Here is a 24,308-nt window from a genome sequence, read left to right on the forward strand (position 1 = left end):
GGCAGCGCGGTGTGACGCGGCACACTTCAAGCAGTACACATCCAGCAAAGGAGCACCATGCCCGAGTCCATTGGCGAGCTGTCCGCCGTCGAACTTTCCGCAGCGATCCGCAACAAGAAGATCTCGGCACGCGAAGCCCTGGCCGATCACCTGGAGCGGATTGCCGCGGTCAACCCCGTGGTCAATGCAGTGGTCACCCTGGACGCCGAAAGTGCCCAGGCCTTGGCGCATCGTGCGGACCAGATGACCGCAACGGGAGCAGAGCTGCCGCCGCTTCACGGTGTGCCGATGACCCACAAGGACACCAACAACACCGCTGGAATGCGCACCACGCAGGGCTCGCTCGCCTTGCGCGACTTCGTTCCCGACGCCGATGACCTCATCATCGCGCGGTTGAAGGCGGCCGGCGTGGTCAGTACCGGAAAGTCGAACGTTCCCGAGTTCGGAGCCGGCTCCCACACATTCAACGACCTCTTCGGTACCACCACCAACCCCTACGCGCCCACCCTCAGCGCCGGCGGCAGCAGTGGCGGGGTGGCCGCCGTCGTCGCATCCCGCGTCCAAAGCATCGGCGACGGCAGCGACATGGGCGGCTCGCTCCGCATCCCGGCCTCCTTCTGCAACGTGGTGGGTTTCAGGCCCTCGACGGCGGTGATCCCCATGCCGTCCGACGTCAACGCTTACGCGTGGTTGGGAAGGACTGGCCCCATGGCTCGGAGCGTGGAGGACATCGCTTTGTTCACGTCCGTGACTGCGGGCAAGGATTCCCGCGTTCCGCACCCTGCGGTTCTGGAACCCGGCGTTTTCCGGGCAGGGCTCGAGGCGGACATGCGCGGGGTCCGGATCGGCTGGTCCAGGGACTTCGGAATCGGAGTTCCCGTGGATCCTGAAATCCTGGAGCACCTCGAACGGCAACTAAAGGTCTTCGAAGGCCTGGGCGCAATCGTGGAAGAAGCCACCCCCGATTTCAGCGAGGCAGACCTCGTGTTCGGCAATACCCGGGCCATGGACTTCGCCGCAGGGCTGGGACCGATCCTGGAACGCGCCGGAGACGTCATCAAGCCCGAGGTGCATTGGAACGTCCGGAAGGGCTTCGATCTCACTGCCCGGGACCTGATTGAGACCGCGGCGGCCCGAACACGGCTGGAACAAAGCGTCCAGTCATTCTTTGGGCAGTACCACCTCTTCGCCAGCCCGTGCGCCCAGGTCCTCCCCTTCGATGCCTCGCAGCGGTACCCGGCGGACATTGCCGGGGTGCCTTCCGAAACGTATCTGGACTGGATGCGCTCGGCCTGCCTGTTGTCGGCAACGGGGCTGCCTGTGCTTAGCGTGCCGGCAGGCTTTGGACCTTCCGGCCTCCCCATCGGGCTGCAACTGGCCACCAACCACTACACGGACATGCAGTTGCTCCGGTATGGCCGCGCCTTCGAACAGCAGACCGGCTACGCCGCCGTCGCACCCGTTGTTACCCCGGCCCGGGAGCCACTGACTACCGTGAACGCATAACCCGGCCGCCGCGTTTTCCAGCGTCCAGCAGGATGGAAACATCAACCGTGACAGCATGCTGTGCCCACTCGGAGTCGGTGATGAAGCGGTAGAGGGCGGCCATGTCCTCCACCGTCACATCCGCCATGATCTGGTAGTCGCCGGCAATGGCCGCTGCATAGCGGACGGTGGGCAGCTCGGCCAAGCTCCGGCCCACTTGTTCGACATGTTGGGGAGAAGCCCGGACCCACAGCAATGCCTCGACGTCCAGCCCAAAGGATGCGGGCTCGACGATCGCGCGCAGGTGAACCTGGTTGTTGGCCAGGAGCCAGTCGGTGCGGCGGCGGGCTGTCGCTTCCGAAACGCCGACCCGCCGGCCCAACGCTTCAAAACTCATCCGACCATCAGCGCAGAGGGCGTCCACGATCTCGTGGTCCTGACGGCTGAGATCCTGCCGCGCCACCAGGCTTCCTGAGTCCGGCGTGAGGCTCGAGCGGAGCGCCTCCGCCTTGTCATTGCCGAGGATTTCCGGCCGCCAGCCGCGAATGGTGCGGAAGTACCGGAGCACAGGGTAGCTGGTGGAGTCACGCAGGCCGATGGTGGCGGGCAACCCGTCAGAGAGGACGTCGCCCATGCGTGAAGGTTCCGTAAGGATCTCCGCCACGCAATCCCCGGCACCGGTGGTGGTGTATACGAAGGTGGTGTCCAGCCGTTGGCACAGGGCATGGCTTGCCGCCCGCACCGTACCGGGCAGGCAGCGCATCTGCACCAGGACCACGGCCGGCTGGGGCCGGATACCCACCACCGCGACGGCACCGGACTCCAAAAGCTGTGACCCACGGCGGGCGACAGTTCGCTCCGCCTCGCCCAGGACGGCTGCCATTTTCCGCCAGGGGCAGCGGGGATCAAGTTGGAGCGCAGCAACGATCTGCCGTTCCAGGGCGTCAAAGACCACCATGCAAGTTCCGTCCTTCGTGGGCTGGGTTTGCTCAATTTCACCACGGACTTTGGTGCGGTGCGTCACGACGCCGAGTGCCGGCGTCGTGCGTTAACGGCAAGTGCCCCGCCCCCGGCGAGGGGGACGGGGCACTGATGACCAGGCTTCGGCTCTAGGCGAAGTCGGAGACTGCCGGGTCGGGTCCAATGCGTCCTTCGGCACCGCGGTCAAGACCGTTGATGGCCTCGATGTCCGTGGCGTCCAGCGTGACATTGAGCGCCGCGAAGTTCTCCTGGATGCGGGACTCGGTGACGGACTTGGGAATGACCACGTTGCCGATGGCCAGGTGCCAGGCGATGACCACCTGGGCGGGGGTTGCCTGGTGCTTGGCGGCAATCTCAGCAACCGTGGCGCTTTCGAGCAGCTCGCCACCCTGTCCCAGCGGGGACCAGGCCTGGGTCAGGATGCCCTTGGACGCGTTGAATTCGCGAAGCTCGGCCTGGTTGAAGAAGGGGTGAAGCTCCACCTGGTTGATGGCCGGAACAACGCCGGTTTCATCGATGATGTGCTGCAGGCCTTCCTTGGTGAAGTTGGAGACACCGATGGACTTGACCCGGCCGCGCTTCTTGAGCTCGATGAGGGCCTTCCAGGTGTCAACGTACTTTTCCTGCTTGGGCTGCTGCCAGTGGATCAGGTACAGGTCCAGCGTCTCGAGGCCGAGGCGGTCCATGGACTCCTCGAAGGCAGCCAGGGTGGAATCGTAGCCTTGGTCGGCGTTCCACAGCTTGGTGGTAATGAAGATGTCCTCGGCTGAGAGGCCGGAGGAAGCAATGGCGCGGCCGACGCCTGCCTCGTTGCCGTAGATCTTGGCGGTATCGATGTGGCGGAACCCGGCGTCGAACGCCTGGCGTACTACCTTTTCGGCTACATCGTCTTCAACTTGCCACACCCCGTAGCCGAGCTGGGGGATGGTGTTGCCGTCGTTGAAAGTAAGTGTTGGTGACGAAGTCATGTTTGCCATCCTGCCAGCAAGAAGCTCCCAAAAGCTCGGTTTGTTACGCATATAAGCTATGCGCTTAACTTCTTGCACCTGAGGAATATCGGCGCACGCTTGTAGTTGCGCACGCGCTGCTTATTTCTCCGGCCTACTCCGCAGCGAGCAGACGCTCCGCATCAGCAACCTGCTCGAAAACTGACTCCGCACGCCGCCGGACGGAGAGCGCACCCACTGGAACAGGCCCCACCGCCAACCTCAACATGGCAGCAGCCTCGGCAGTGGTGGCGAGGGAATTTCCGGCTTTCGACAACGCCCGGTGTACTCCCGCCAGAGCCCCGGGGACATCCAGCCCATCACTGGGCGAGCGCCTCTGCGCCTCCACGCAAATGGTCCTGACACGGGGCGACAACTCCGCGAGCTCGTTCGCGATCTCCACAAGCTCGTTGTAGAGCTGCTCGTCATCGACGCCCTCGAGGACCTGGTGGTACCGATCCAGGCCACGGTGGAAGCGGTCGTGCGCACGGCGCCACAACCCCTTGCCAAGCTCCAGATCGTCTTTACGTCCTTGGCGGACTGCCCCAAAGAAACCCACCCGGGAGCTCAGAGGTACTGACCCGGACCGTGATCGGGGTCTTCCGGCCGGCCTTGCTGGGGAGCAGCCCCGGGAGCTCCCGGGGCAGCGGCGCGCTGCGGCTGGCCATTCTCGCCGATGACAATCCCCGGAGCGATCATGGTCCCCGGCGGGAGCTGACGAAGCTGCATCTGTGCCGCGGCATGTTCCTTGGCAGCCTGCTGGGCCGCGATCGCCGCTTGAATGCCGTGGAACAAGCCCTCCAACCAGCCAACCAGTTGCGCCTGGGCGATACGCAGCTCAGCATCCGAGGGCGCCTTTTCATCAGGGAAAGGCAAGCTGATGCGCTCCAGCTCCTCAATAAGTTCGGGCGCGAGCCCGTCCTCGAGTTCCTTGATGGAGCGCTCGTGGATTTCGGCGAGGCGCCCACGGGCAGCGTCATCCAAAGGAGCGGCCTTAACTTCCTCCAAGAGCTGGCGGACCATGGTCCCGATCCTCATGACCTTGGCCGGCTCGTCAACAAGTTCGTGAAGATTCCCACCCTTGGGCTTGGCAGTCTTCCCGGACTCTCCCCCGCCCGATTGCTGAGCAGGGGACGTCTCAAGGCCCTCTTCCAGCATGGTTCCCTCCACGGGGGTGTCATCCGAAGCGTCATCCGTGGGCTGAATGTTGTTCAGATCGCTCATTCGTTCATACTCTCATGGGGTTCCCCGGAACCGCCGTCCGGTCCCTCAATTTGGACTTCGTTCGTAGCGAAACCTGGTTTCCGCTCAGCAGCACCGCCCCTGGGGGTTGCTGTCCTGCCGGTCCATGCGGTCCCGCCAGAACTCACGCTCGGTCATGGCGGGACCGGCGTGACCACTGGCGTTGAAGTGTTCAAGGTACTTCCGGTACGCATCCGCCCCCATGAGTGAGCCCATGTACGCAGCGAACCCGCGGAGCCCTTTGGCCACGGCGTTCATCAGTGGTGTCCGGCTGGTTGCGTTCGCTTCTCCGCAGGCAGGGCATTCCACTCGGCCAGCAGTGCCTTCTCCGCGGCTGTGGGAATCAAGCCCGCGGGCGCATACACCCTGGAGGGCACGGCGGGGTCTTCATGGTCCTGTCCGCCACCGGCACGAATGGCCTTGACGGTTGCCAGCAGGGCCGCCACGATCACGATGATGCTCAGGGTCACGAAGATGACCGACAACACGCCCTGGATCATGGTGTTCCGGACCACCGCCTCCATGGCGGCCACGGTCTTGGCGGTGCCAAACTCCGTCTTGCCATCAGCCAGGGCCTTGGAGAACGCCTGGTTGTTGGCGAAGTAACCGACTGCCGGAACCGGCGAGAAGATCTTGTGGAAGCTGGCCGTGATGGTCACCACTGCGGCAAAGGCCAGCGGCACAGCAACGATCCACAACCACTTGAACACTCCCCTCTTGGCCGTGATGGCCATGCACACGGCCAAAGCGATTGCGGCCAGGAGCTGGTTGGCAATCCCGAACAGCGGGAACAAGGTGTTGATGCCGCCCAGCGGATCCGTCACGCCCATGATCAGCACCGCGCCCCAGGCTGCCACCATGATGGCGGTGCACAGCCAGGCACCGGGACGCCAGGAGGCTTCCTTGAACTTGGGAACAAAGTTGCCGATGGAGTCCTGCAGCATGAAGCGGGCAACACGCGTGCCGGCGTCCACTGCGGTGAGGATGAACAACGCTTCGAACATGATGGCGAAGTGGTACCAGAAGGCCATCATGCCGGGCCCGCCGATGAACTGCTGCATGATGTGCGCCAGGCCCACCGCCAAGGTGGGTGCGCCGCCGGAACGGGAGATAATGCTTTCCTCGCCCACGTCCTTGGCTGTCTGGGCCAGGACGTCGGGAGTGATGTTCACGTTGGCCAGGCCGAGGCTGTTCACCCATTGCGCCGCGGATTCGACCGTTCCGCCGGTGAGCGCAAGGGGTGCGTTCATGGCGAAATAGATGCCACGGTCGATCGAAATGGCAGCCACCAGGGCCATGATGGCCACGAAGGATTCCATCAGCATGCCGCCGTAGCCAATGAAACGGGTCTGCCGTTCCTTCTCGATCAACTTGGGCGTGGTGCCGGAAGAAATGAGGGCGTGGAAGCCTGACAAGGCACCACAGGCGATGGTGACGAACAGGAACGGGAAGAGCGCACCGGAGAAGACCGGACCGTTCTCGCGGCTGGCGAACTCGCTGAACGCCGGGACGTTGATTTCGGGCCGCACCACGATGATGGCGAGGGCGAGCATCACGATCACGCCGATCTTCATGAAGGTGGAGAGGTAATCACGCGGCGCCAGGAGCAGCCAGACCGGCAAGATGGCGGCAATGAAGCCGTAAACGATGATGCCCCAGGCGATGGTGACCTTGTCCAGGTGGAAGAAGGCCGCACCCCATTCGGTTCCGGCCACTGCCCCGCCGCCAATGATGGCAGCCATGAGCAGGACAAAGCCGATGATGGACACTTCCATCACCTTGCCGGGCCGGATGAAGCGCAGGTAGACACCCATGAACAGCGCGATGGGGATGGTCATCCCCACGGAGAAGACGCCCCAGGGGCTCTCTCCCAAGGCGTTGACCACCACAAGCGCCAGGATGGCCACAATGATGATCATGATCAGCAGCGTGGCTACCAGGGCCGCCGTTCCGCCAATGACGCCCAGCTCTTCACGTGCCATCTGGCCGAGGGAACGGCCGCCGCGGCGCATGGAGAAGAACATGACCAGGTAGTCCTGGACTGCGCCGGCAAGAACGACGCCGATGATGATCCAGATAGTGCCTGGCAGGTACCCCATCTGGGCTGCGATGACGGGTCCCACCAGCGGACCTGCGCCGGCAATGGCGGCGAAGTGGTGACCAAAGAGCACGTTGCGGTCAGTGCGGACGTAGTCCTTGCCATCGGCCTTGTATTCGGCAGGAGTGGCGCGCCGGTCATCGGGCTTGAGCAAGTAGCGCTCAATGACCTTGGAATAGAACCGGTAGCCGATCAGGTAGGTGCATACCGCGGCGAAAACGAACCAGATCGCATTCACGGTTTCGCCCCGGACCAGCGCCAGCATGAACCATGCCACCGCACCCAGCAACGAAATTGCTATCCACAGCCCGATCTTGGCCGGAGTCCAGTTCCGCTCTTCGGCCTCCCGTGCGGCGTCGTCAACGGCCGGCGAAGGAAGTGTGGGGTCCAGTCCTTCCGCGGGTCCGGTCTTGTCAGGAACCTTGGCCATATCTCCTCCTTGAGAACCACTGCGCTGCCGTGGCACGGGCGCGTGTCACGGGCAAGCTAGCAATGAGGTACCCCTTGGAGGGACAAAACCCACCGGAACACCGATGCTGTTGCGACGAGCGGTATCAATGGTGCGACGAACGGTCCTTAGCTGGCGCCGGACTCCCCCGGACGTCCTTGGGCCTGCACCATGCGCGCCTCGCACAGGTCCAGCCAGCGCACTTCGGCTTCGGCCTGGAAAATCAACGAGTCGAGGACCAGGAGTCCGGCAGTATCCACAGCGCGCTGATTGGTGGTCACTGACTTCCTCGCTTGCGTATGCTCCTGCAGCGCCCTGACGGAGACCTCCCGCTGGGACTGGATCACAGCGGATGTATCAACACCAGGCAAGGTCACGGCAAGGGCCAGCTTGATGGCCACCTCGTTTCGCGCTGGAGTGCCGCGCTCCACGGCGCCTGCAAACCAAGCCACCACTTCCTCAGCCCCGGCGTCAGTGATGCTGTAGATGACGTGGCCACCGCCGTCGTCGCCGTCTTTACTGACCAGGCCATCGCGCTCAAGGCGGTCCAGGGTGGTGTAGACCTGCCCGATGTTCAGCGGCCAGGCGGCGCCGGTCCGGTCTTCGAATTCGACCCTGAGCTCATAGCCGTACCGGGGCTGGTCCTGGAGCAGGGCCAGCAGGCTGTGCCGGATGGACATAAAGCTCCTCGCTGCGGATTGGACGGACAGGTCAGAGAAGCAGCAGGACCTTGCCCACATGCTCACCGGAATCAAAATACCGGTGGGCTTCACGGACTTGGTCCAGCGGGAAGGACTTGGCTACCAGGGGCTTGATCCTGCCATCGGTGAGCATCGGCCACACGGACTCGCGGACGGCGGACATGATGATGCCCTTTTCCGCCACCGGGCGCGGCCGAAGCGCTGTGCCAATCACCGCAGCACGCTTGCTGAGGAGTTGTCCCAGGTTAATCTCGGCCGTGGTCCCGCCCTGGAGGCCGATGACGATGAGCCGGCCGTAGTCGGCGAGCGCCTCAATGTTCTGCTGGAGGTACTTGGCACCCACGACGTCGAGGATCACGTCCGCGCCTTTGCCCCCGTTTTGTGCCTTGAGGCTTTGGGCGAAGTCCTCTTCGGTGTAGTTGATGGCGATGTCCGCACCCAGGAAAGCCTTGGCGGTTCCCACCTTCTCGTCCGTTCCAGCGGTGGTGGCCACTGTTGCGCCGTGCGCTTTGGCCAACTGGATGGCCATGGTGCCGATGCCTCCGGTGGCACCATGGATAAGTACCGTCTCCCCGGGCTGCAGCTGAGCGGTCATGATGAGGTTTGAGTAAACGGTCGCGGCCACTTCGGGCAGGGCAGCGGCAGTAATCAGGTCCACGCCGTCGGGAATTCGCAGCACTTGCTCAGCGGGAACGGCCACCTGCTGGGCGTAGCCACCGCCGGAGAGCAGCGCCACGACCTTGTCTCCCACGGAGAATGCCTTGGTGACTCCTGGTCCAAAGGCTGCGATGCGTCCGGAGACTTCAAGGCCGGGGATCTCCGAAGCTCCCGGTGGCGGCGGATAGAAGCCGCGCCGCTGCTGGACATCGGCACGGTTCAGGCCGGCAGCGACGACGTCGATGAGCACCTCGCCGGTGCCCGGCACGGGCGCAGGGACCTCGCGGATTTCGAGGACTTCGGGCCCGCCTGGCTCTGGGATGTAGACGGCTTTCATGACGAACTCCCGGTTTCTTGCTGGTCCTCGGGCCCCCGGGGCAGGGGTTGGAGGACGTGATGTTTTGGAACAGCCAACTCCCTATGAAACACTACTAGGCGAGGAAGGTTGTCCGAGCGGCCTAAGGAGCTGGTCTTGAAAACCAGTGTGCGGTAACCCCGTACCAAGGGTTCAAATCCCTTACCTTCCGCCAAGCAGGTGCCCCGGGTCCCAGGACCCGGGGCATTTTTGTGCCCTCGGAGCACTTTTCTTCCGGGTGTCCGGGCCGTCTGCGGGCCCTTCGCAGGCCGCGTGCGGGCGTCTTTGCGGGCCCTTACAAGGCCCTTACAAGGCCCTTCCAAGGCCCTTACAAGGGCGGCGAAACCCGGAAGCGGGAACTGGCTCCCGGAAGATCATTGAAACTGTCTGACCCCCCGCATAGTGTTCTGTCTGTCTCCACACCACTGACATATGCCGTAGCTTCCGCCGCGGAAAGACAACAGGAGCCTGACCCATGCCTAAGCCTGACATCACTCCCGGCGCACCCTGCTGGATTGATCTGATGACGTCTGACACCGAGAAAGCGAAGACGTTCTACAACGCGCTGTTCGGGTGGACGTACGAGACCGGGGACGAGGAAAAGTACGGCGGCTACATCACGGCACTCAAAGAAGGCCGGATGGTGGCAGGCATTATGGCCAAGCAGGCTGACATGGGCGCCATGCCGGACGTGTGGTCCACTTACCTGCGCACAGACGACATCAAGGCAACCACCGAGGCAGCAGCTGCCAATGGCGGACAGGTTTACCTGGAACCCATGGAGGTCCCGGAACAGGGCAGCATGGCCATGTACGGCGATGCCTCAGGTGCCTCGATCGGCGCTTGGGAGTTCGGTGAAATGACTGGCTACGAGCTCGCGGCTGAGGCCGGTGCTCCCGCCTGGCATGAACTCCTTTCCAAGGACTACGACGCCGCGGTCACGTTCTACCAGAAGGTCTTCGGGTGGAACACGGATGTCATGAGCGATACCCCGGAGTTCAGGTACACCACCCTTGGCGCCGGGGACGAGGCCAAGGCGGGCATTATGGATGCCTCCGGTTTCCTCCCGGAACAGGTCCCTTCCATGTGGAGCGTCTATTTCGCCGTTGAGGACACGGACGCCGCCGTGGAACAAGCCACAGCCTTGGGTGCAACCATCACGCAGCCCGCCGAGGACACGCCCTTTGGCCGTTTGGCCACTCTCCAGGACCCCACGGGCGCTGTCTTCAAGGTCATTCAGGACCTGGGCCAAACCGTCTAGATTTAACCCATTGGGCCCGGCCGTCTGCCTCCTACCCAGGGGCGGCTGGCCGGATCCGCTCATTGCCGGCGTTGGGGGATCCGCCGGCGTGGGTCCTTGTCTGGTCCCTCACTGCCGACCATAGGCCTGGCGCCTGTGATCATTTCGGGAACGAGGACCCATATGCACCACTTTTCACGAGGCCTGAAGACTGCCGCCGCACTTGGCATGGCATCGATCGCGCTGGCGGGCTGTTCGTTGATAAGCAGCGGCGATGCCAAACGGGACGAATCAGGAAAGCCCACGGAATCGTCCAAGGCCGATGCCTTCAAGGTCAAACTTGGCGACTGCATCGCCAATCCGGACAGCCAGGAAGTTGTGGATGTCACCATCATTCCGTGCGATCAGAGCCACGACCTTGAGGCCTACGGGGTAACCAATATGGACGCCTCAACGTTCCCCGGCGACACGGAAGTCGGTGCCGAGGCCGAAAAGTACTGCGGTGCCCAATTCACCACCTTCGTTGGCTTGCCGTTCGACGAATCCGAGCTGGAGGTCACCTTCCTGCACCCCACCAGTGATTCCTGGAAAAACGGCGACCGCGAAATCGTCTGCCTGGTCGGCGGAGCGTCCGGAGCCGCCACCACCGGGTCACTCAAGGGCGCCGCCAAATAGTCCTTGTGATCCAAGGAACCGTCCGGCCACCCCCGGTCCACCTCCCATTCATTCCACCGTGTTCTGCTATGCCCGAGCAACAGGTTTACCCCGGAGTAACTTCCGGAACAACGCCCACTTCACAAGAGCGTGGGCGTCGTCCAAAGGGCCCCACAGGGCCCCCTAATGAAAGTTAGAGCGGATGCACCAACAACATTGGAAAGTACTGGCAGGATCGGTCCTGTCGGCGGGGTTGCTTGCGGCCCCGCTGACAGCCGCTCCGGCCATGGCAGCGGATGATCCCTCGGCGTCTGCCGGCGGGTCGCCGGTGGTCATCAACGAGGCCTACCTCAGCGGTGGCAGCGCCGGTGCCGCCTACAAGAACAAATTCGTGGAGCTCTACAACTCCTCCGACTCTCCCGTCAGTCTGGCGGGATGGTCGCTGCAGTACCGGTCCGGCACTGCCACCGCTGCTCCCACGGGGATCACCCCGCTGACCGGCAGTATCCCCGCCAAGGGCTATTTCCTGGTCCAGGGCGCCACCAACAGCGGAACCTCCACAGCTCCGGCCCTTCCCACGGCCGATGTGCAGGCCACCGGGACACTGAACCCCAGTGGAACCACCGGAACGCTGGTCCTGGCACGGCAGGCCACCGCCGTTAACCCGCTTCCTGCGGGCCCGGTAACAGAGAACGCATCAATTGCCGACCTTCTGGGCTACGGCACCTCCAACACTTTCGAAACGGCTGCGGTAACTGCACCCACCGGCAACTCGGACGTCAAGAGCCTGAACCGCACCAACGGCGTTGACACCAATTCCAACGCGGCCGATTTCAGCCTCAGCGCCACCATCACCCCCACTTCCTCCAACGGCGGCGGAACTCCGCCCGTTGACCCGGGCCCTGACCCGGAGCCCGGTGTCAAGACCATTGCCGAGGTCCAGGGAACCGGCACGGCCAGCCCATTGGTGGGCAGCACGGTCACTACCCGGGGCAAGGTCACCGCGGTGTATGCCACGGGCGGCCTTAACGGCTACTACGTCCAGACTCCCGGAACCGGCGGCGGGACCGCCGGGGCGGCCAGGCCGGCGTCGGACGCTGTATTTATCTACTCACCGTCAACGGCCGCCACAGTCCAGGCAGGCGACTATCTGGAACTCACAGGCGTGGTCAGCGAATTCGCCAACCAGACCCAGCTCACGGTTGAAGCTGCCGGTTTGAAGAAGCTCGCTGAGGCCGCCCCCGAGGTCAAGTCCACACCGTTCACGTTGCCGGCCAATGAGGCCGCCAGGGAAAGCCTCGAAGGCATGCTCGTGGCACCCCAGGGCGACTTCACCGTCACGGACAACTACTCCTTGAACCAGTACGGCGAAATCGGCCTCGCGGCCGGGAAGTCGCCCCTGGTGCAGCCCACGGCTGTGGCCGCTTACGGCTCAGCCGAGTACGCGGCAGTGGTGGCGGACAACGCGTTGCGTGGTATCAAGCTCGACGACGGCGCGTCCACCAACTTCCTCAAGGACGCCACCACCAAAGCCCAGGCCCTGCCGTACCTGACAACCACAGATCCCGTACGCGTCGGTTCAGCCGCGCAGTTCCGCACGGACGTCATCCTGGGCTACGGCAACAACTCCTGGAAATTCCAGCCCCTTGCTGCCTTGAGCCCGGCCAACGCTGAGTCCGTCCAACCGGCCGGCTTCACCGCCAGCCGGCCCGACGGTCCGTCCGATGTTGGCGGCAACCTCAAGTTGGCTTCCTTCAACGTGCTCAACTACTTCCCCACCACCGGGGACCAGCTCACGGGCTGCAACTTCTACACTGACCGCGAGGGCAACCCGATCACGGTCAAGGACGGCTGCAATGCACGCGGCGCTGCCAACGCAGAGAACTTTGAGCGCCAGCAGGACAAAATCGTAGCGGCCATCACCAAGTCGGGTGCCGACGTCGTGTCCCTTGAGGAAATCGAGAACTCGGCTCAGTTCGGCAAGAACCGTGATGACGCCCTGTCCAAGCTGGTGGACGCGCTCAACGTCAAGACACCTGGGGTGTGGGACTACGTGCGCACTCCCGCAAACGCTCCGCCGTTGAGCGATGAGGACATGATCCGGACCGCATTCATCTTCAAGAAGTCCGTGGCGGAGCCTGTGGGCGAGTCAGTCATCCACAACGACACCGTGGCATTCGCCAGCGCCCGCAAGCCCCTCGCGCAGGTTTTCAAGCCGGTGGGCGGAGCCGATGACAAGAAGTTCATCGCGATCGTGAACCACTTCAAGTCCAAGGGCTCGGCCGCCACCGCGGACGATACCGACAAGGGCCAGGGTGCCTCGAACATCGCCCGTACCAAGCAGGCCGAATCATTGCTCGCTTTCTCCAAGGAACTCCAGGCCTCAAAGGGCACCGATAAGGTCTTCCTGATCGGTGACTTCAATGCCTACGCCAAGGAAGACCCCATCAACGTCCTCACCGGAGCCGGGTACACCGACCTTGAGGCAGGCACCGGCAAGCACTCGTACCTCTTTGGCGGCATGGTGGGTTCTTTGGACCACATCCTCGCCTCCCCGGCCGCCCACAAGGTGGTCACCGGCACCGACATCTGGAATATCAACTCCGTGGAGTCCGTCGCACTGGAGTACAGCAGGTATAACAACAATGTGACCAACCACTACGCCGCGGACGAGTTCCGGGCCAGCGACCACGACCCCGTGGTGGTGGGCCTGAACCTGGCCACGGACGCACCGGCAAGTGTTGACCTGCAGTTCCTGGGGATCAACGACTTCCACGGACGCATCGACACCAACACGGTGCTTTTTGCCGGAACGGTCGAAAAGCTCAGGGCGGCGGCCGCTCCCGGCGCTACGGCCTTCATATCGGCCGGTGACAACATCGGAGCCTCACTCTTCGCCTCTGCGGTGGCAAAGGACCAGCCCACCATTGACGTCCTGAACGCTTTGGAACTGCAGGCCTCTGCTGTGGGCAACCACGAGTTCGACGGCGGTTGGCCGGACCTGCGCGACCGCGTCGTCGCTGGAGGCGCCAACGCGAAGTTCGCCTACCTCGGAGCCAACGTCTACCAGAAAGGCACCACCACACCGGTCCTGCCGGAGTACAAGGTCCTGGACATGAACGGGATGAAGGTGGCCGTCATTGGCACGGTCACCCAGGAAGTTCCCTCCCTGGTTACCCCGGCCGGAATCGCGGACCTCGAATTCGGCGATCCTGTGGAGGCCATCAACCGGGTGGCGGCCAAGATCAAGGCCGGCAACCTCGCCGACCTCATCATCGTGGAAAACCACGACGGCGCGGCTTCCGGGACCCCTGAGGGTGCCACGTTGGAGCAGGAAATCGCAGCGGGTGGCCCGTTCGCCAAACTGGTCAACGAAACCACTCCGGACGTGGCGGCGATCTTCACCGGCCACACGCATAAGGAATACGCCTGGGACGCCCCGGTACTGGACTCCAACGGCCAGCCGACCGGCAAGACCCGCCCCATCGTTCAGACCGGCAACTACGGCGAGAATGTGGGCAGCGTGACGCTCACGGTGGATACCGCAAGCAAAGCTGTGACTGCTTACAAGGCAGCCGTGGTGGACCGGACCACCGAAACCGCGGAGGCCTTGGTGGCTGCCTACCCACGGGTTGCCGCGGTAAAGACGATCGTGGACAAGGCACTGGCCCAGGCAGCGGAAATTGGCAACCAGCCAGTAGGCGCAGTCACTGCTGATATCACCACGGCGTTCACTCCCGATCCTGCCGGCGGGGCCCCTAAGCGCGATGATCGCGCGAACGAGTCCACGCTGGGCAACCTGGTGGCGGACTCCCTGGTGGATACGCTCAAGGCGCCAGAACTGGGAGCCGCGGAGATCGGCGTCGTCAACCCCGGCGGCCTGCGCAACGAGCTCTACTACGCGCCGGACGGCATCATCACCTACGCCGAGGCCAATGCGGTCCTGCCGTTCGTGAACAACCTGTGGACCACCTCCCTGACGGGTGCACAGTTCAAGACCCTTCTTGAGCAGCAGTGGCAGACAAACCCTGACGGAACCGTACCCAGCCGCCCCTACCAGCAGTTGGGTCTGTCCAAGAACGTCAATTACACCTACGACGCCGCACGCGCTGCCGGAGACCGGATTACGGGCATTTGGGTGAACGGCGCCGTGATCGACCCCGCCAAGCAGTACAGGATCGGCACCTTCAGCTTCCTGGCTACCGGTGGTGACAACTTCCGGGTCTTTAAGGAGGGGAGCAACACGAAGGACACCGGGCTGGTGGACCGTGATGCGTGGATCAAGTATCTGCAGGGGCACAAGCCTGTGTCGCCGGACTTCGCCCGCCGTTCCGTCGCCGTGGTGAACTCCACCGCAGCAGAGGTCAAAGCAGGCGGATCCATCACGCTGGCTGTCTCCAAGCTGAACCTCACCTCGATCGGCAGCCCAGCCAACGCAACACTGAACGCAGTCTTTGTTGACAGCAAGGGTGCCACGTTGGCCCTCGGATCCGTGCCGGTAACAGCAGGGGCGGCCACCGTGGACCTCAAGGTTCCCACAGCGGCGGCCGCAGGTACCGGCACCGTGGTGCTGACCGCCGTCGAAAGCGGGACCGTGGTGAAGGCACTCGTGAAGGTTGCCGCGACCGGCCCGAACCCGCCCCAGTGCACCGCACCCACCAAACCCTCCAAGTGGTACGACATCGTGGGCTGGCTCAGGTATGGGCTCGCCTGGTTGGAGTACCAGAGGTGCCTGAGGGGCTAACCGCTTCCGGGCATGAACAATAAAGGCAGGGCCCCTCACGATCTTGGTCGTGAGGGGCCCTGCCTTGTGCTTGGGAGATACTTCTGCTTGGGAATTACTTGTGCTTGGCAGCTACTTGGTGGCGGGGTACATTCCATCCGGAGAACCGCACGCATTGAAGGGCGGGTGCCCCACAACCTGAAGCCGTCAGCAACCCAGAATGCTTCGGGCGATCTCGTCGGCATCGCGCAGGGTCCGCTGTCCGCTGGCGTAGGCGGGACCCTTCTTTGGCCGGGCCTCGGCAGCAATGGCAGTGCCCCACTGGGTTGCGGACAGCTGAAGGCCCAGGACGTACAGGTTCCGGGTAATGGAACCATTCGCGGCCAATGGCCTGTAGGGATGTGGCTCCACGTCCAGTCCGGTGGTCTGCACGGGCGCACCCTCACCACCCATCATGATCTTGGGGCGTACCAGGCCATCGGCGAGCATCTGCTCCAGCAGGGGGGAAACATTCATGGCCACCCGGTTCGCCGGCGACATCGCCTCAATGAGGGTGGGGGCTTCCACCGGGGCGTCATGCACCCACGGCGAGGCGGCCCGGAAAACCTTGGCGGACCGGTCCACGCTGAACTTCGGATCCGGACCGACAAAACTCACGACGCCGGCACGCGCCAAAGCTGCCAACTGCTCCGAACGCAGCGCAGGGGCTCCGCTGGCCAGTCCTTCCACGAAGGACTCGAACCAGCCCCGCAAGCCGGAGAGCCATGATTCGTCAGTGATGCCGCCATCGGCCACCACCGATTTGAGGATGGCCCGGCCGGTGTGGAGCGCTCCGATGGCCATCTTGACGGGGTCTGCCTCGCCCAGGGCGGAGCGCCGGGCATCGTCATCCAAATAGGCCGTGATGGCAAGGTCCAGCTCGTGCCGGGAGGCAAAAGTCCGTCCCGCGAGCGGTGCGGCCAGCCCCCGGAGATTCAAGCGGCGTGAGGGGACAACGTGTTTTTCGACGAGGTCGCCCACGCTGCTTTCCCAATGCGTGGTGGTATGGGCGTGGACCTGGAGCGCATCCTCAAGATCGGCCAGGAACTGCGCGGGGTCCTTGATGGCCGCGGGCTGGGAACGGGCCAGGGTTGAATAGTAGGCCCACAAAGCGTCGCGGTGCAGCAGCGGCCACAGATCATGGTCAAAACCAGGCTGGATTCCTGCTGCCCGGAAAACATCCACGGCATCTTCGGTCAGGTACCTCATGGTGACGCTGGCCGGATAGTAGCCATCAAGGCCCGCCTTGGCCCGGTACGGCGTGCCGCGGCGGGAAGCTGCGATGATTTTGGGTTCCCTCCCCGACGCCCGGTACTCCAGAACCCCGGCTCCCGGGGCACCGGCCTCAACAAACTTCCCGCCCCGGCCTTCCGTCAACTGGCCCATGACGTCAAAGAAATTCAGGCCCATGCCGCGGACCAGTACAGGCTCGTTGTCCGGCACCCCCTGCCAGTCCACATCCGCCGGCGGGGCAGGCGGGAAATACAGCAGGCCCTGGTCCTCGGCTGCGCGCTGGAAAGAACGCTGCTCCGGATTCAGGCGGGACTCAATGTGCCCCAGCGCGAGGACCAGCGAGCCGACGGTGAGGGTGTCGCCGTTGGCGAGTTCGACGTCGAATCCGTCCTGCGTGCCGCGGCTTACCGGCCGCGCAGCAACGGCGAGCGTTTGATGGAAGGTGACTTCGACGCCGTCGGGCAGCCGTTCCAGCACGCCCGCCAAAGTCTGGCGGAGGTACCTGCCGTACAGGGCGCGGCTGGGGAAGTCGCGCGATTCCAGCGTGGCCAGCTCCGCCTTTTCGGCCTCGTTGAGTCCCTCGCCAACACGACGCCGGGCCTCACGCCATTGGTCGAAGGAACCACCTGCCAAGGGCTCAGCCAGCTGCGGGTCTTCGGGGATGAGCGTCGGATAAAACGATTGGGTGTTCATCAGGTACAGGCGCGACTGCTCCGGCTGCCACACGTGGCCCGAACCGGCAGGAAAGGGATCCACCACATCGATCTGGAGGCGTGATCCCTCTGGTGTGGTTGCAGCCCAATTCGCAAGCAGCCGCTCAAGGACACTGGTGCCCCTGGGGCCGGCCCCTACCAGGGCAACACGGATGGTTTGCGATTTAGCCACGCTCAAGCCTAACTTCTGTGTGACTTGCTTCCAGTCGAACACTGTTGCTTGGATGGGGCGATGACCACCACAGAAGCTGATCAGACGCCACTTCCCGGGACGGGCACCACTACCTCCGGGCCGCGCCATGCCGCAGACCTCGCGCCTGAGCCCACCGATGAGAACGTCTGGCTCGAGGACATCCACGGCGAAGAACAGCTGGCGTGGGTCCGTGAACAGAACGCCCGCACCGAGGAACTGCTCGAAGACGCCGGGTACGCCGCTGTTGAAGCCGGGATCCTGGAAGTCCTCGACTCAACGGACCGCATCGCCATGGTTTCCAAACGCGGGGACTACTACTACAACTTCTGGAAAGACCAGGAACACCCGAAAGGCCTCTGGCGCCGCACCACCTGGGAAAGCTACCTCACTGAGCAGCCGGAATGGGATGTCCTGCTGGACATCGACGCTCTTTCCGCCGCCGAAGGCGTGGAGTGGGTCTTCCACGGCGCCGGCTTCCTCCGGCCGGCCGACGGCGGGGAGTACCGGCTGGCCATGGTCTCGCTCTCCCCCGACGGCGGCGATGCGGACCGGCACCGCGAGTTCGACGTCGAATCCCGCACCTTTGTGGAGGGCGGCTTCGACCTCCCCACCGCCAAGGGAAATGTGAGCTGGCTCGATGCGGACACTTTGCTGGTATCCAGCACAGCGGACGGGCTGCCTGCAACGACGTCCTCCTACGCCCGGACCGGCGTAAAGCTCCGACGCGGCCAGACGCTGGCCGAGGCGGAGCGACTTTTCGAGATCCCCCAAGACCATATGCTGGCCATGGTGGCCCACGACTCAACCCCCGGCTACGAGCGCACCTTCGCCGTGGACTACATCGATTTCTACAACAGGAGCACCTGGCTGCTGCGCGATGACTCGTGGGTGGCAATCGACGTTCCCACGGACGTCAACATCAGTGCACACCGCGACTGGTTGCTGTTCCGTCCGCAGAAAGACTGGGAGCTGTCCGGTTCCCTCTACCCTGCCGGATCGCTGCTGGCCGCCGATTTTGAGTCCTACCTGGCCGGATCCCGTGCACTGCTGGTCCTGTTCACACCGGATACCCAGACCTCGCTGCAGTCCTGGAGCTGGACCAAGGACTACCTGCTGCTGAACCTCCTGCGTGACGTTTCTTCCGAGATCCGGGTACTGGACCCTTCCACGGTTGACTCCGCAGGGGCCTGGGCGTCCACCCCCCTGGACGCCTGCCCACCCCTGCATGACGTCAACGCCTACGCCGTGGATGACGAAGACCAAGGCGCTGCCGGCAATGACTTCTGGCTGGTGGCCACCGGCTTCATCACTCCCACCACCCTGACCCGGGGAACCCTCACCACCGCCGGGGACAAGCAGTCCGGCGGCGTTGTGAGCCGGCATGCGGAAGTGAAGCGGTCGCCGTCGTTCTTCAACGAAGCCGCGTACGAGGTCCAGCAGCACTTTGCCCTCTCCGCGGATGGAACGAAGGTTCCGTACTTCCAGGTAGCGTCCAGGGATCTGGTGCTCGACGGCCAAAACCCCACCCAACTCTCCGGCTACGGCGGATTCGAAATCTCCCGGACCCCGGCCTACAGCGGAACCATCGGCCGTGCATGGCTTGAACGGCGAACTGCGGGTCCTTCCGCTGGGGACGGCGCCGGACCACACTCGCGCGGCGGCGTATATGTTGTGGCCAACATCCGGGGCGGCGGCGAATACGGACCTTCCTGGCACCGGGCTGCACTCCAGGAAAACCGTCACCGGGCCTATGAGGACTTCGCTGCCGTGGCCCGCGACCTGATCTCCCGCGGGGTCACCAGCCGGGCACGCCTGGGATGCGTCGGCGGCTCCAATGGCGGACTGCTGGTGGGGAACATGCTCACCCAATACCCCGAACTGTTCGGTGCCGTGTCCTGCGGAGTGCCCCTCCTGGACATGCGCCGTTACACCAAGCTCTCCGCCGGTTACTCATGGATTGCCGAATACGGGGACCCCGATGTCCCCGCACAATGGGAGTTCATCCGAACCTTCTCGCCGTACCACCTCCTTCGCGATGGCGTGGAGTACCCGGAGACGTTCATCTGGACTGCCACTTCCGATGACCGGGTGGGACCCGTCCAAGCCCGCAAGATGGCTGCCCGCATGCAGGCCATGGGCATCCCGAACGTCTGGTTCCACGAGGCCCTTGAAGGTGGCCACGCCGGCGCATCTGACAACAGGCAGGCCGCGGCGTTGCAGGCGCGGAGCAACCACTTCCTGTGGCGTTCGTTGGCTGGAAGCGACTGACCCTCCCATTTCGTGGGAGAGGCCCTCCCCGTTTCGGGGGTTCCCTGCTGAGAGTGCCGCGCGAACGGCACGGCTGGCAGGGAACCATCGAATTGGGGAGCTTGGCAAAGGCTGTTTTGCGCTGGACGCCACGTTCTGCGTATCCTTGGTGGGCTAGCAATAGCAAAGGGAGACGTGCCAGAGCGGCCGAATGGGCTTCACTGCTAATGAAGTGTGGGGCACAACTCCACCGGGGGTTCAAATCCCCCCGTCTCCGCGAATTGGTCCCGGTTTTTCGAAACCGGGACCTTTTGCGTTTAAGCGTGCTTCCTCCCGCCGAAATCCGGAGGTATAGCCGACGTGCATGAATTCCGGATGCGCAAAGGGCAGGAGCTCAGCCGCGCTTCACTCTGCCGCCGGGCTTAGCTCCCCCGCTGTGCTTTGCTGGTTTTGCCTCTTCCGGTTTTGACGCCGCCACTGACCTCAGCCCCCGCATGGCGGTGCAGGGTGAGGCTGTCCACGGTGCTGATCAGCATCAAGGCAGCCATGGCCACGAAAGCACCCTTGTACGCCGCCACCTGGTCCGGGCCGAAGGCATCAGTGGCCTCGAACAAGCGCAGGAACAAAGCGCCCACCGCAATCCCGGCCGCGGCCGCCAACTGGACAAGCGTTGCCGAGATGGCGTTGGCGGAGGGCAACTGCCCGGGAACGATGTCCGCGTACTGAACCGAGGCGTAGGCAGAGAAACCGATGGAACGGAAGGCGCCGCTGAACAGCAACAGGGCGAAAATGAGGGGCTCAGGGGTCTGGGCGTCAAGGAAAGCGCACAGGGCAAACGTCACAGCCGAGGCGAACGAGGCGAAGACCAGCACCGGCTTGAACCCAAAACGCCTGATCAAAGGCGTAGTCGCCGGCTTGATTCCTATGTTGCCAACGAACACGGCCGCCACCATCACACCTGCTTTCAGGGGATCCCAGCCAAACCCGTCCTGGAACATCAACGGCAACAGGAATGGGACGGAGCTGATGGTGAGCCTGTAAATAAACCCACCCGTGGAGGTAGCCCTGAAGGTCCGGGTGCCAAAGACGCCGAGGTTGAACAGGGGTACCTTCGCTTTCCCCATCCACCAGACTGCGCCTGCAAGGGACAGGACCCCCGCGAAGACCACTCCTGCGGCAAGGAGGTTGGATGCATGCCCACCCAAAGTCTCCAGGCCCACCACCAACGCACCTACGCCCAGGGTCGTCAGGAGGAGTCCGAACCAGTCCAAACGCCGTTTCCCGTCAAGCTGGGTCCGCGGTACCAGCCTCAGGGCGGCGATGAAAGCGGCCAGGCCGAGGGGAACGTTGATGATGAAGATCCAGTGCCATGACAGGAAGGTAGTCAGTGCCCCGCCCACCATCGGCGCCAAGACAGGTGCAAGGAGCCCCGGCCACACGAGGTAGGCGGTGGCGCGCAGAAGCTCGGACTTGGGTGTGCCCCGAAGCACCACCAGGGTGCCCACGGGTACCATCATGGCTCCGCCCATCCCCTGGGCTACCCGGCTGAGGGTGAGCATGGCCAGGTCGGTGCTGATCGCGCAGAGCAGGGAGGCAATGGTGAAGACCGAAATTGCGAGACAGAAGATCCTACGGGCACCAAAACGCTCCGCCAGCCAACTGCTCAACGGAATGCCCATGGCCACCGTCACCAGGTACGCGGTCATGGTGATGTTAATGTCGGCCGGTGCCACTCGGAAATCGGAGGCGATGCTGGGAATGGCCGTGGTCAGGATGGTCCCATCCAGGAACTCCATGAAGAATGTCGCTGCCACCAGCAGTGCCAGGCGCGGCCGCCACGTCGTATGTTCGGTGGCGTCGACGTCGGTGTTGCTCGGGTTTGCGCTCATGGCTCCGGTCCGGGTTCTGGCGTAGGCCTGCGACGGGCAGCAGGCTGTTTGCTCGATCCTATAGATGCAGCGTGGGAGCGATCACAACATGACGTAGTTCTACCGGTGAGCGACCAGTGCACGACCCTGTTTGGGCGGCACTACCCGGCTTGGGCCAGCCCTACCCGGGATGGGTCGGCACTACCCGGCTTGGGCCAGCCCTACCCGGGATGGGTCGGCACTACCCGGGATGGGTCGGCACTACCCGGCTTGGGCCAGCGCGAGCGGCAGCACCGCGCCCACTCCGGCCTGGCGCAACGCCCTGGCCGAGACCGTCATGGTCCAGCGGCTGTCAATGAGGTCATCGACCAACAGCACGGGTTGGCCACCGAGACCTGCCAAAGCCTGGGCGAGGTCCGGTCCGACCACGAGCCTGTCCCACACCCCTGCCAAGCGGTAAGCACTGTTGCCGCCACGTGCACCGGTGGGCCCACCATGCTGGGGTTGGAGCTGCCCGAGGTACGGCATCCGTCCGATGCCCGCTATTCCTTGAGCCAGGGATTCGACCAACTGCGGCTTGCTTCGTGAAGGAATGCTGACAACTGCCGCCGGACGTCCGGCTCCGCTCCACGGGGTTCCGCCCTCCGCTCCGGACCATTCGCGAAGGACCTGGACACACGCCTGCAGCATGGCAGGATCAACGGGCCGATCAGGGGCACCGGCAGCAAACAACTCCCGCAATGCTCCACCCCAGCCAAGGTCGGTGAGCCTGGCCAGAATCCGACCCTCGGCCACGCTTTCGTCCGGTTTGATCCTTCCCTTGACCGGTACTCCGAGACGGTCCATGCCACTTGGCCACTGCAGCCGTGGTTCCAACGCTATTCCTGCACGGCGCAGGGTTTGCCCGGCGGCGTCGGATGCCGAGGCCGCGACGTCCACGGGGAACCACCGGCCGGCGCAGTTGTCGCAGCGCCCACAAGCGGCAGCCGTTTCGTCGTCCAGCACCGAGGTGATGTATTCCATGCGGCATCCCGCGGTGTCCTGGTAGATCACCATGGAATCCTGCTCATCCACCCGGGCCTCGGCGATACGGGCGTAGCGCTCGGCGTCGTAGTTCCACGGCAAGCCTGTGGAACGCCATCCTCCGCCAACGCGTTCCACAGCTCCATCTACCGCCAGGACCTTGAGGAGGAGTTCCAAAGGCGTACGGCGAAGGTCCACCCTGGCTTCCAGCGCCACCGTTGACAGGGCCGAACCGGCTTCACCGAGGACTGCCAGTACGGCGTTCGCCTTCTCGGCGGACGGCATGGATGCCGTGGCGAAATATTGCCAGATCTCACGGTCCTCGGAGCCGGGAAGCAGCAGGACATCGGCGTTGGCCGCCCCACGTCCTGCACGGCCAACCTGCTGGTAATAGGCAACTGGCGACGATGGCGCGCCAAGGTGGATGACGAAGCCCAGGTCCGGCTTGTCGAAGCCCATTCCCAGGGCGGAGGTGGCCACGAGGGCCTTCACCTGGTTGTCCTTGAGGAGTTGTTCGGCACGCTCCCTGTCTGCTGGGTCCGTCCTGCCAGTGTAGGAAAGGACATTGTGTCCGGCTTCAGCAAGGAGCCTGGCAGTATCCTCGGCCGCCGAAACCGTGAGTGTGTAGATAATCCCGCTCCCGGGCATGTCCGCAAGGTGGGTCAACAACCAACCAAGCCGGTCCCGGGAATCGGGCAGTGTCAGCACTCCGAGCCGCAGCGATTCACGGCCCAGCGCACCACGGATGGTCAGCACGCCCTCGCCAAGTTGCTCTTCGATATCGTGGACCACCCTGGAGTTGGCCGTAGCGGTGGTTGCCAGGACAGGCACGGATGGCGGCAGCTGGGCTATGAGGTCTGCGATGCGGCGGTAGTCCGGGCGGAAATCGTGTCCCCAGTCCGATATGCAGTGGGCTTCATCGATGACCAGCAGACCGGTACGCCGGATGAGCTCCGGAAGCTGGTTCTCCCTGAAGGAAGGGTTGGTCAGCCGTTCGGGCGAGACCAGGAGAACGTCAACCTCGTCAGCGGCTAACTGGGCCAGTACGGTATCCCACTCCAGGGCATTTGCGGAGTTGATGGCAACAGCCCGCACTCCAGCCCGGGCGGCTGCGGCAACCTGGTCACGCATGAGCGCCAGCAGGGGCGAAACAATCAGGGTAGGGCCCGCTCCACGCTTTCGCAGCAACAAGGATGCAACGAAGTAGACAGCGGACTTTCCCCACCCCGTGCGCTGGACCACCAAGGCCCTGCGCCCGGCATCAACCAACGCTTCAATGGCCTCATATTGGCCATCATGGAACCGGGCTTCGGGGTGCCCCACCAACTCCCGCAGGCAGGCCAATGCTTGCTGCTGGGTGGGTGATTGCACGGAAACTGCAGTGTTTTGGGGTTCGTTGGCCATCACCCCAGTATTCCAGCC

Annotated in this window: 16 protein-coding genes and 2 tRNA genes; 7 read left to right on the plus strand and 11 right to left on the minus strand. The window is 63.8% G+C overall.

The features are described 5' to 3' along the window. Positions 1-57 precede the first annotated feature (57 nt). Positions 58-1,506, plus strand: a complete 1,449-nt coding sequence (locus BLQ01_RS16015) for an amidase family protein (protein ID WP_091552824.1) — start codon at positions 58-60, stop codon at positions 1,504-1,506. Here BLQ01_RS16015 and BLQ01_RS16020 read toward each other — a convergent pair. The 8 genes from BLQ01_RS16020 to BLQ01_RS16055 form a co-directional block, all read right to left on the minus strand. Next, entirely contained in the window at positions 1,490-2,443 is a 954-nt protein-coding gene (locus BLQ01_RS16020) for an Lrp/AsnC family transcriptional regulator (RefSeq protein WP_026542185.1), read from the minus strand. The genes BLQ01_RS16015 and BLQ01_RS16020 overlap by 17 nt on opposite strands. 151 nt (positions 2,444-2,594) lie before the next feature. Further along, positions 2,595-3,434, minus strand: coding sequence for an aldo/keto reductase (locus BLQ01_RS16025; RefSeq protein ID WP_091552826.1), 840 nt, complete (start codon positions 3,432-3,434; stop codon positions 2,595-2,597). Between the two features lie 133 nt (positions 3,435-3,567). Continuing rightward, positions 3,568-4,011: a hypothetical protein gene (locus BLQ01_RS16030; protein WP_091552828.1), complete on the minus strand. Its 444-nt coding sequence runs from the start codon at positions 4,009-4,011 to the stop codon at positions 3,568-3,570. A gap of 8 nt (positions 4,012-4,019) precedes the next feature. Then, complete coding sequence (locus BLQ01_RS16035) at positions 4,020-4,676, minus strand: bacterial proteasome activator family protein (RefSeq protein WP_091552830.1); 657 nt, start codon at positions 4,674-4,676, stop codon at positions 4,020-4,022. An 84-nt stretch (positions 4,677-4,760) separates the two neighbouring features. Next, complete coding sequence (locus BLQ01_RS16040; protein ID WP_026542189.1) at positions 4,761-4,952, minus strand: YbdD/YjiX family protein; 192 nt, start codon at positions 4,950-4,952, stop codon at positions 4,761-4,763. Further along, positions 4,952-7,222, minus strand: coding sequence for a carbon starvation CstA family protein (locus BLQ01_RS16045; RefSeq protein ID WP_091552832.1), 2,271 nt, complete (start codon positions 7,220-7,222; stop codon positions 4,952-4,954). Before BLQ01_RS16045 ends, BLQ01_RS16040 begins: the two co-directional genes overlap by 1 nt. A gap of 146 nt (positions 7,223-7,368) precedes the next feature. Next, positions 7,369-7,920 (minus strand): PadR family transcriptional regulator, encoded by a 552-nt coding sequence (locus BLQ01_RS16050; RefSeq protein ID WP_091552834.1) that lies wholly within the window; start codon positions 7,918-7,920, stop codon positions 7,369-7,371. Positions 7,921-7,951: 31 nt separating this feature from the next. Further along, a complete protein-coding gene (locus BLQ01_RS16055) occupies positions 7,952-8,935 on the minus strand; it encodes an NAD(P)H-quinone oxidoreductase (protein ID WP_091552836.1) in 984 nt (327 codons plus the stop codon). Between the two features lie 102 nt (positions 8,936-9,037). On the opposite strand from BLQ01_RS16055, the gene BLQ01_RS16060 reads away from it, so the two are divergent. From BLQ01_RS16060 to BLQ01_RS16075, 4 genes are all read left to right on the plus strand, one after another. Then, positions 9,038-9,128 (plus strand) — tRNA-Ser (locus BLQ01_RS16060). A 300-nt stretch (positions 9,129-9,428) separates the two neighbouring features. Further along, positions 9,429-10,214, plus strand: a complete 786-nt coding sequence (locus BLQ01_RS16065; protein ID WP_091552838.1) for a VOC family protein — start codon at positions 9,429-9,431, stop codon at positions 10,212-10,214. 162 nt (positions 10,215-10,376) lie between these two features. Beyond that, entirely contained in the window at positions 10,377-10,868 is a 492-nt protein-coding gene (locus BLQ01_RS16070) for a septum formation family protein (protein ID WP_051420825.1), read from the plus strand. 181 nt (positions 10,869-11,049) lie between these two features. Then, complete coding sequence (locus tag BLQ01_RS16075; protein WP_091552840.1) at positions 11,050-15,591, plus strand: ExeM/NucH family extracellular endonuclease; 4,542 nt, start codon at positions 11,050-11,052, stop codon at positions 15,589-15,591. 186 nt (positions 15,592-15,777) lie between these two features. Here BLQ01_RS16075 and BLQ01_RS16080 read toward each other — a convergent pair whose 3' ends face one another. Next, positions 15,778-17,727 carry an FAD/NAD(P)-binding protein gene (locus BLQ01_RS16080; protein ID WP_091552842.1) on the minus strand — a complete coding sequence of 650 codons (1,950 nt, stop codon included), beginning with the start codon at positions 17,725-17,727 and terminating at the stop codon, positions 15,778-15,780. A 60-nt stretch (positions 17,728-17,787) separates the two neighbouring features. On the opposite strand from BLQ01_RS16080, the gene BLQ01_RS16085 reads away from it, so the two are divergent. Next, positions 17,788-20,016 carry a prolyl oligopeptidase family serine peptidase gene (locus tag BLQ01_RS16085; RefSeq protein WP_091552843.1) on the plus strand — a complete coding sequence of 743 codons (2,229 nt, stop codon included), beginning with the start codon at positions 17,788-17,790 and terminating at the stop codon, positions 20,014-20,016. Positions 20,017-20,184: 168 nt separating this feature from the next. After that, positions 20,185-20,272 (plus strand) — tRNA-Ser (locus BLQ01_RS16090). 145 nt (positions 20,273-20,417) lie between these two features. On the opposite strand, the gene BLQ01_RS16095 is transcribed toward BLQ01_RS16090, so the two are convergent. Both BLQ01_RS16095 and BLQ01_RS16100 read right to left on the minus strand, forming a co-directional pair. Continuing rightward, positions 20,418-21,884, minus strand: coding sequence for an MFS transporter (locus BLQ01_RS16095; protein ID WP_091552845.1), 1,467 nt, complete (start codon positions 21,882-21,884; stop codon positions 20,418-20,420). A 240-nt stretch (positions 21,885-22,124) separates the two neighbouring features. Beyond that, positions 22,125-24,290, minus strand: a complete 2,166-nt coding sequence (locus BLQ01_RS16100; protein WP_091552847.1) for a RecQ family ATP-dependent DNA helicase — start codon at positions 24,288-24,290, stop codon at positions 22,125-22,127. Positions 24,291-24,308 lie beyond the last annotated feature (18 nt).

Source organism: Arthrobacter sp. UNCCL28, from assembly GCF_900102805.1.
In the GTDB taxonomy this organism is placed as follows: Bacteria; Actinomycetota; Actinomycetes; order Actinomycetales; family Micrococcaceae; genus Arthrobacter; species Arthrobacter nicotinovorans_A.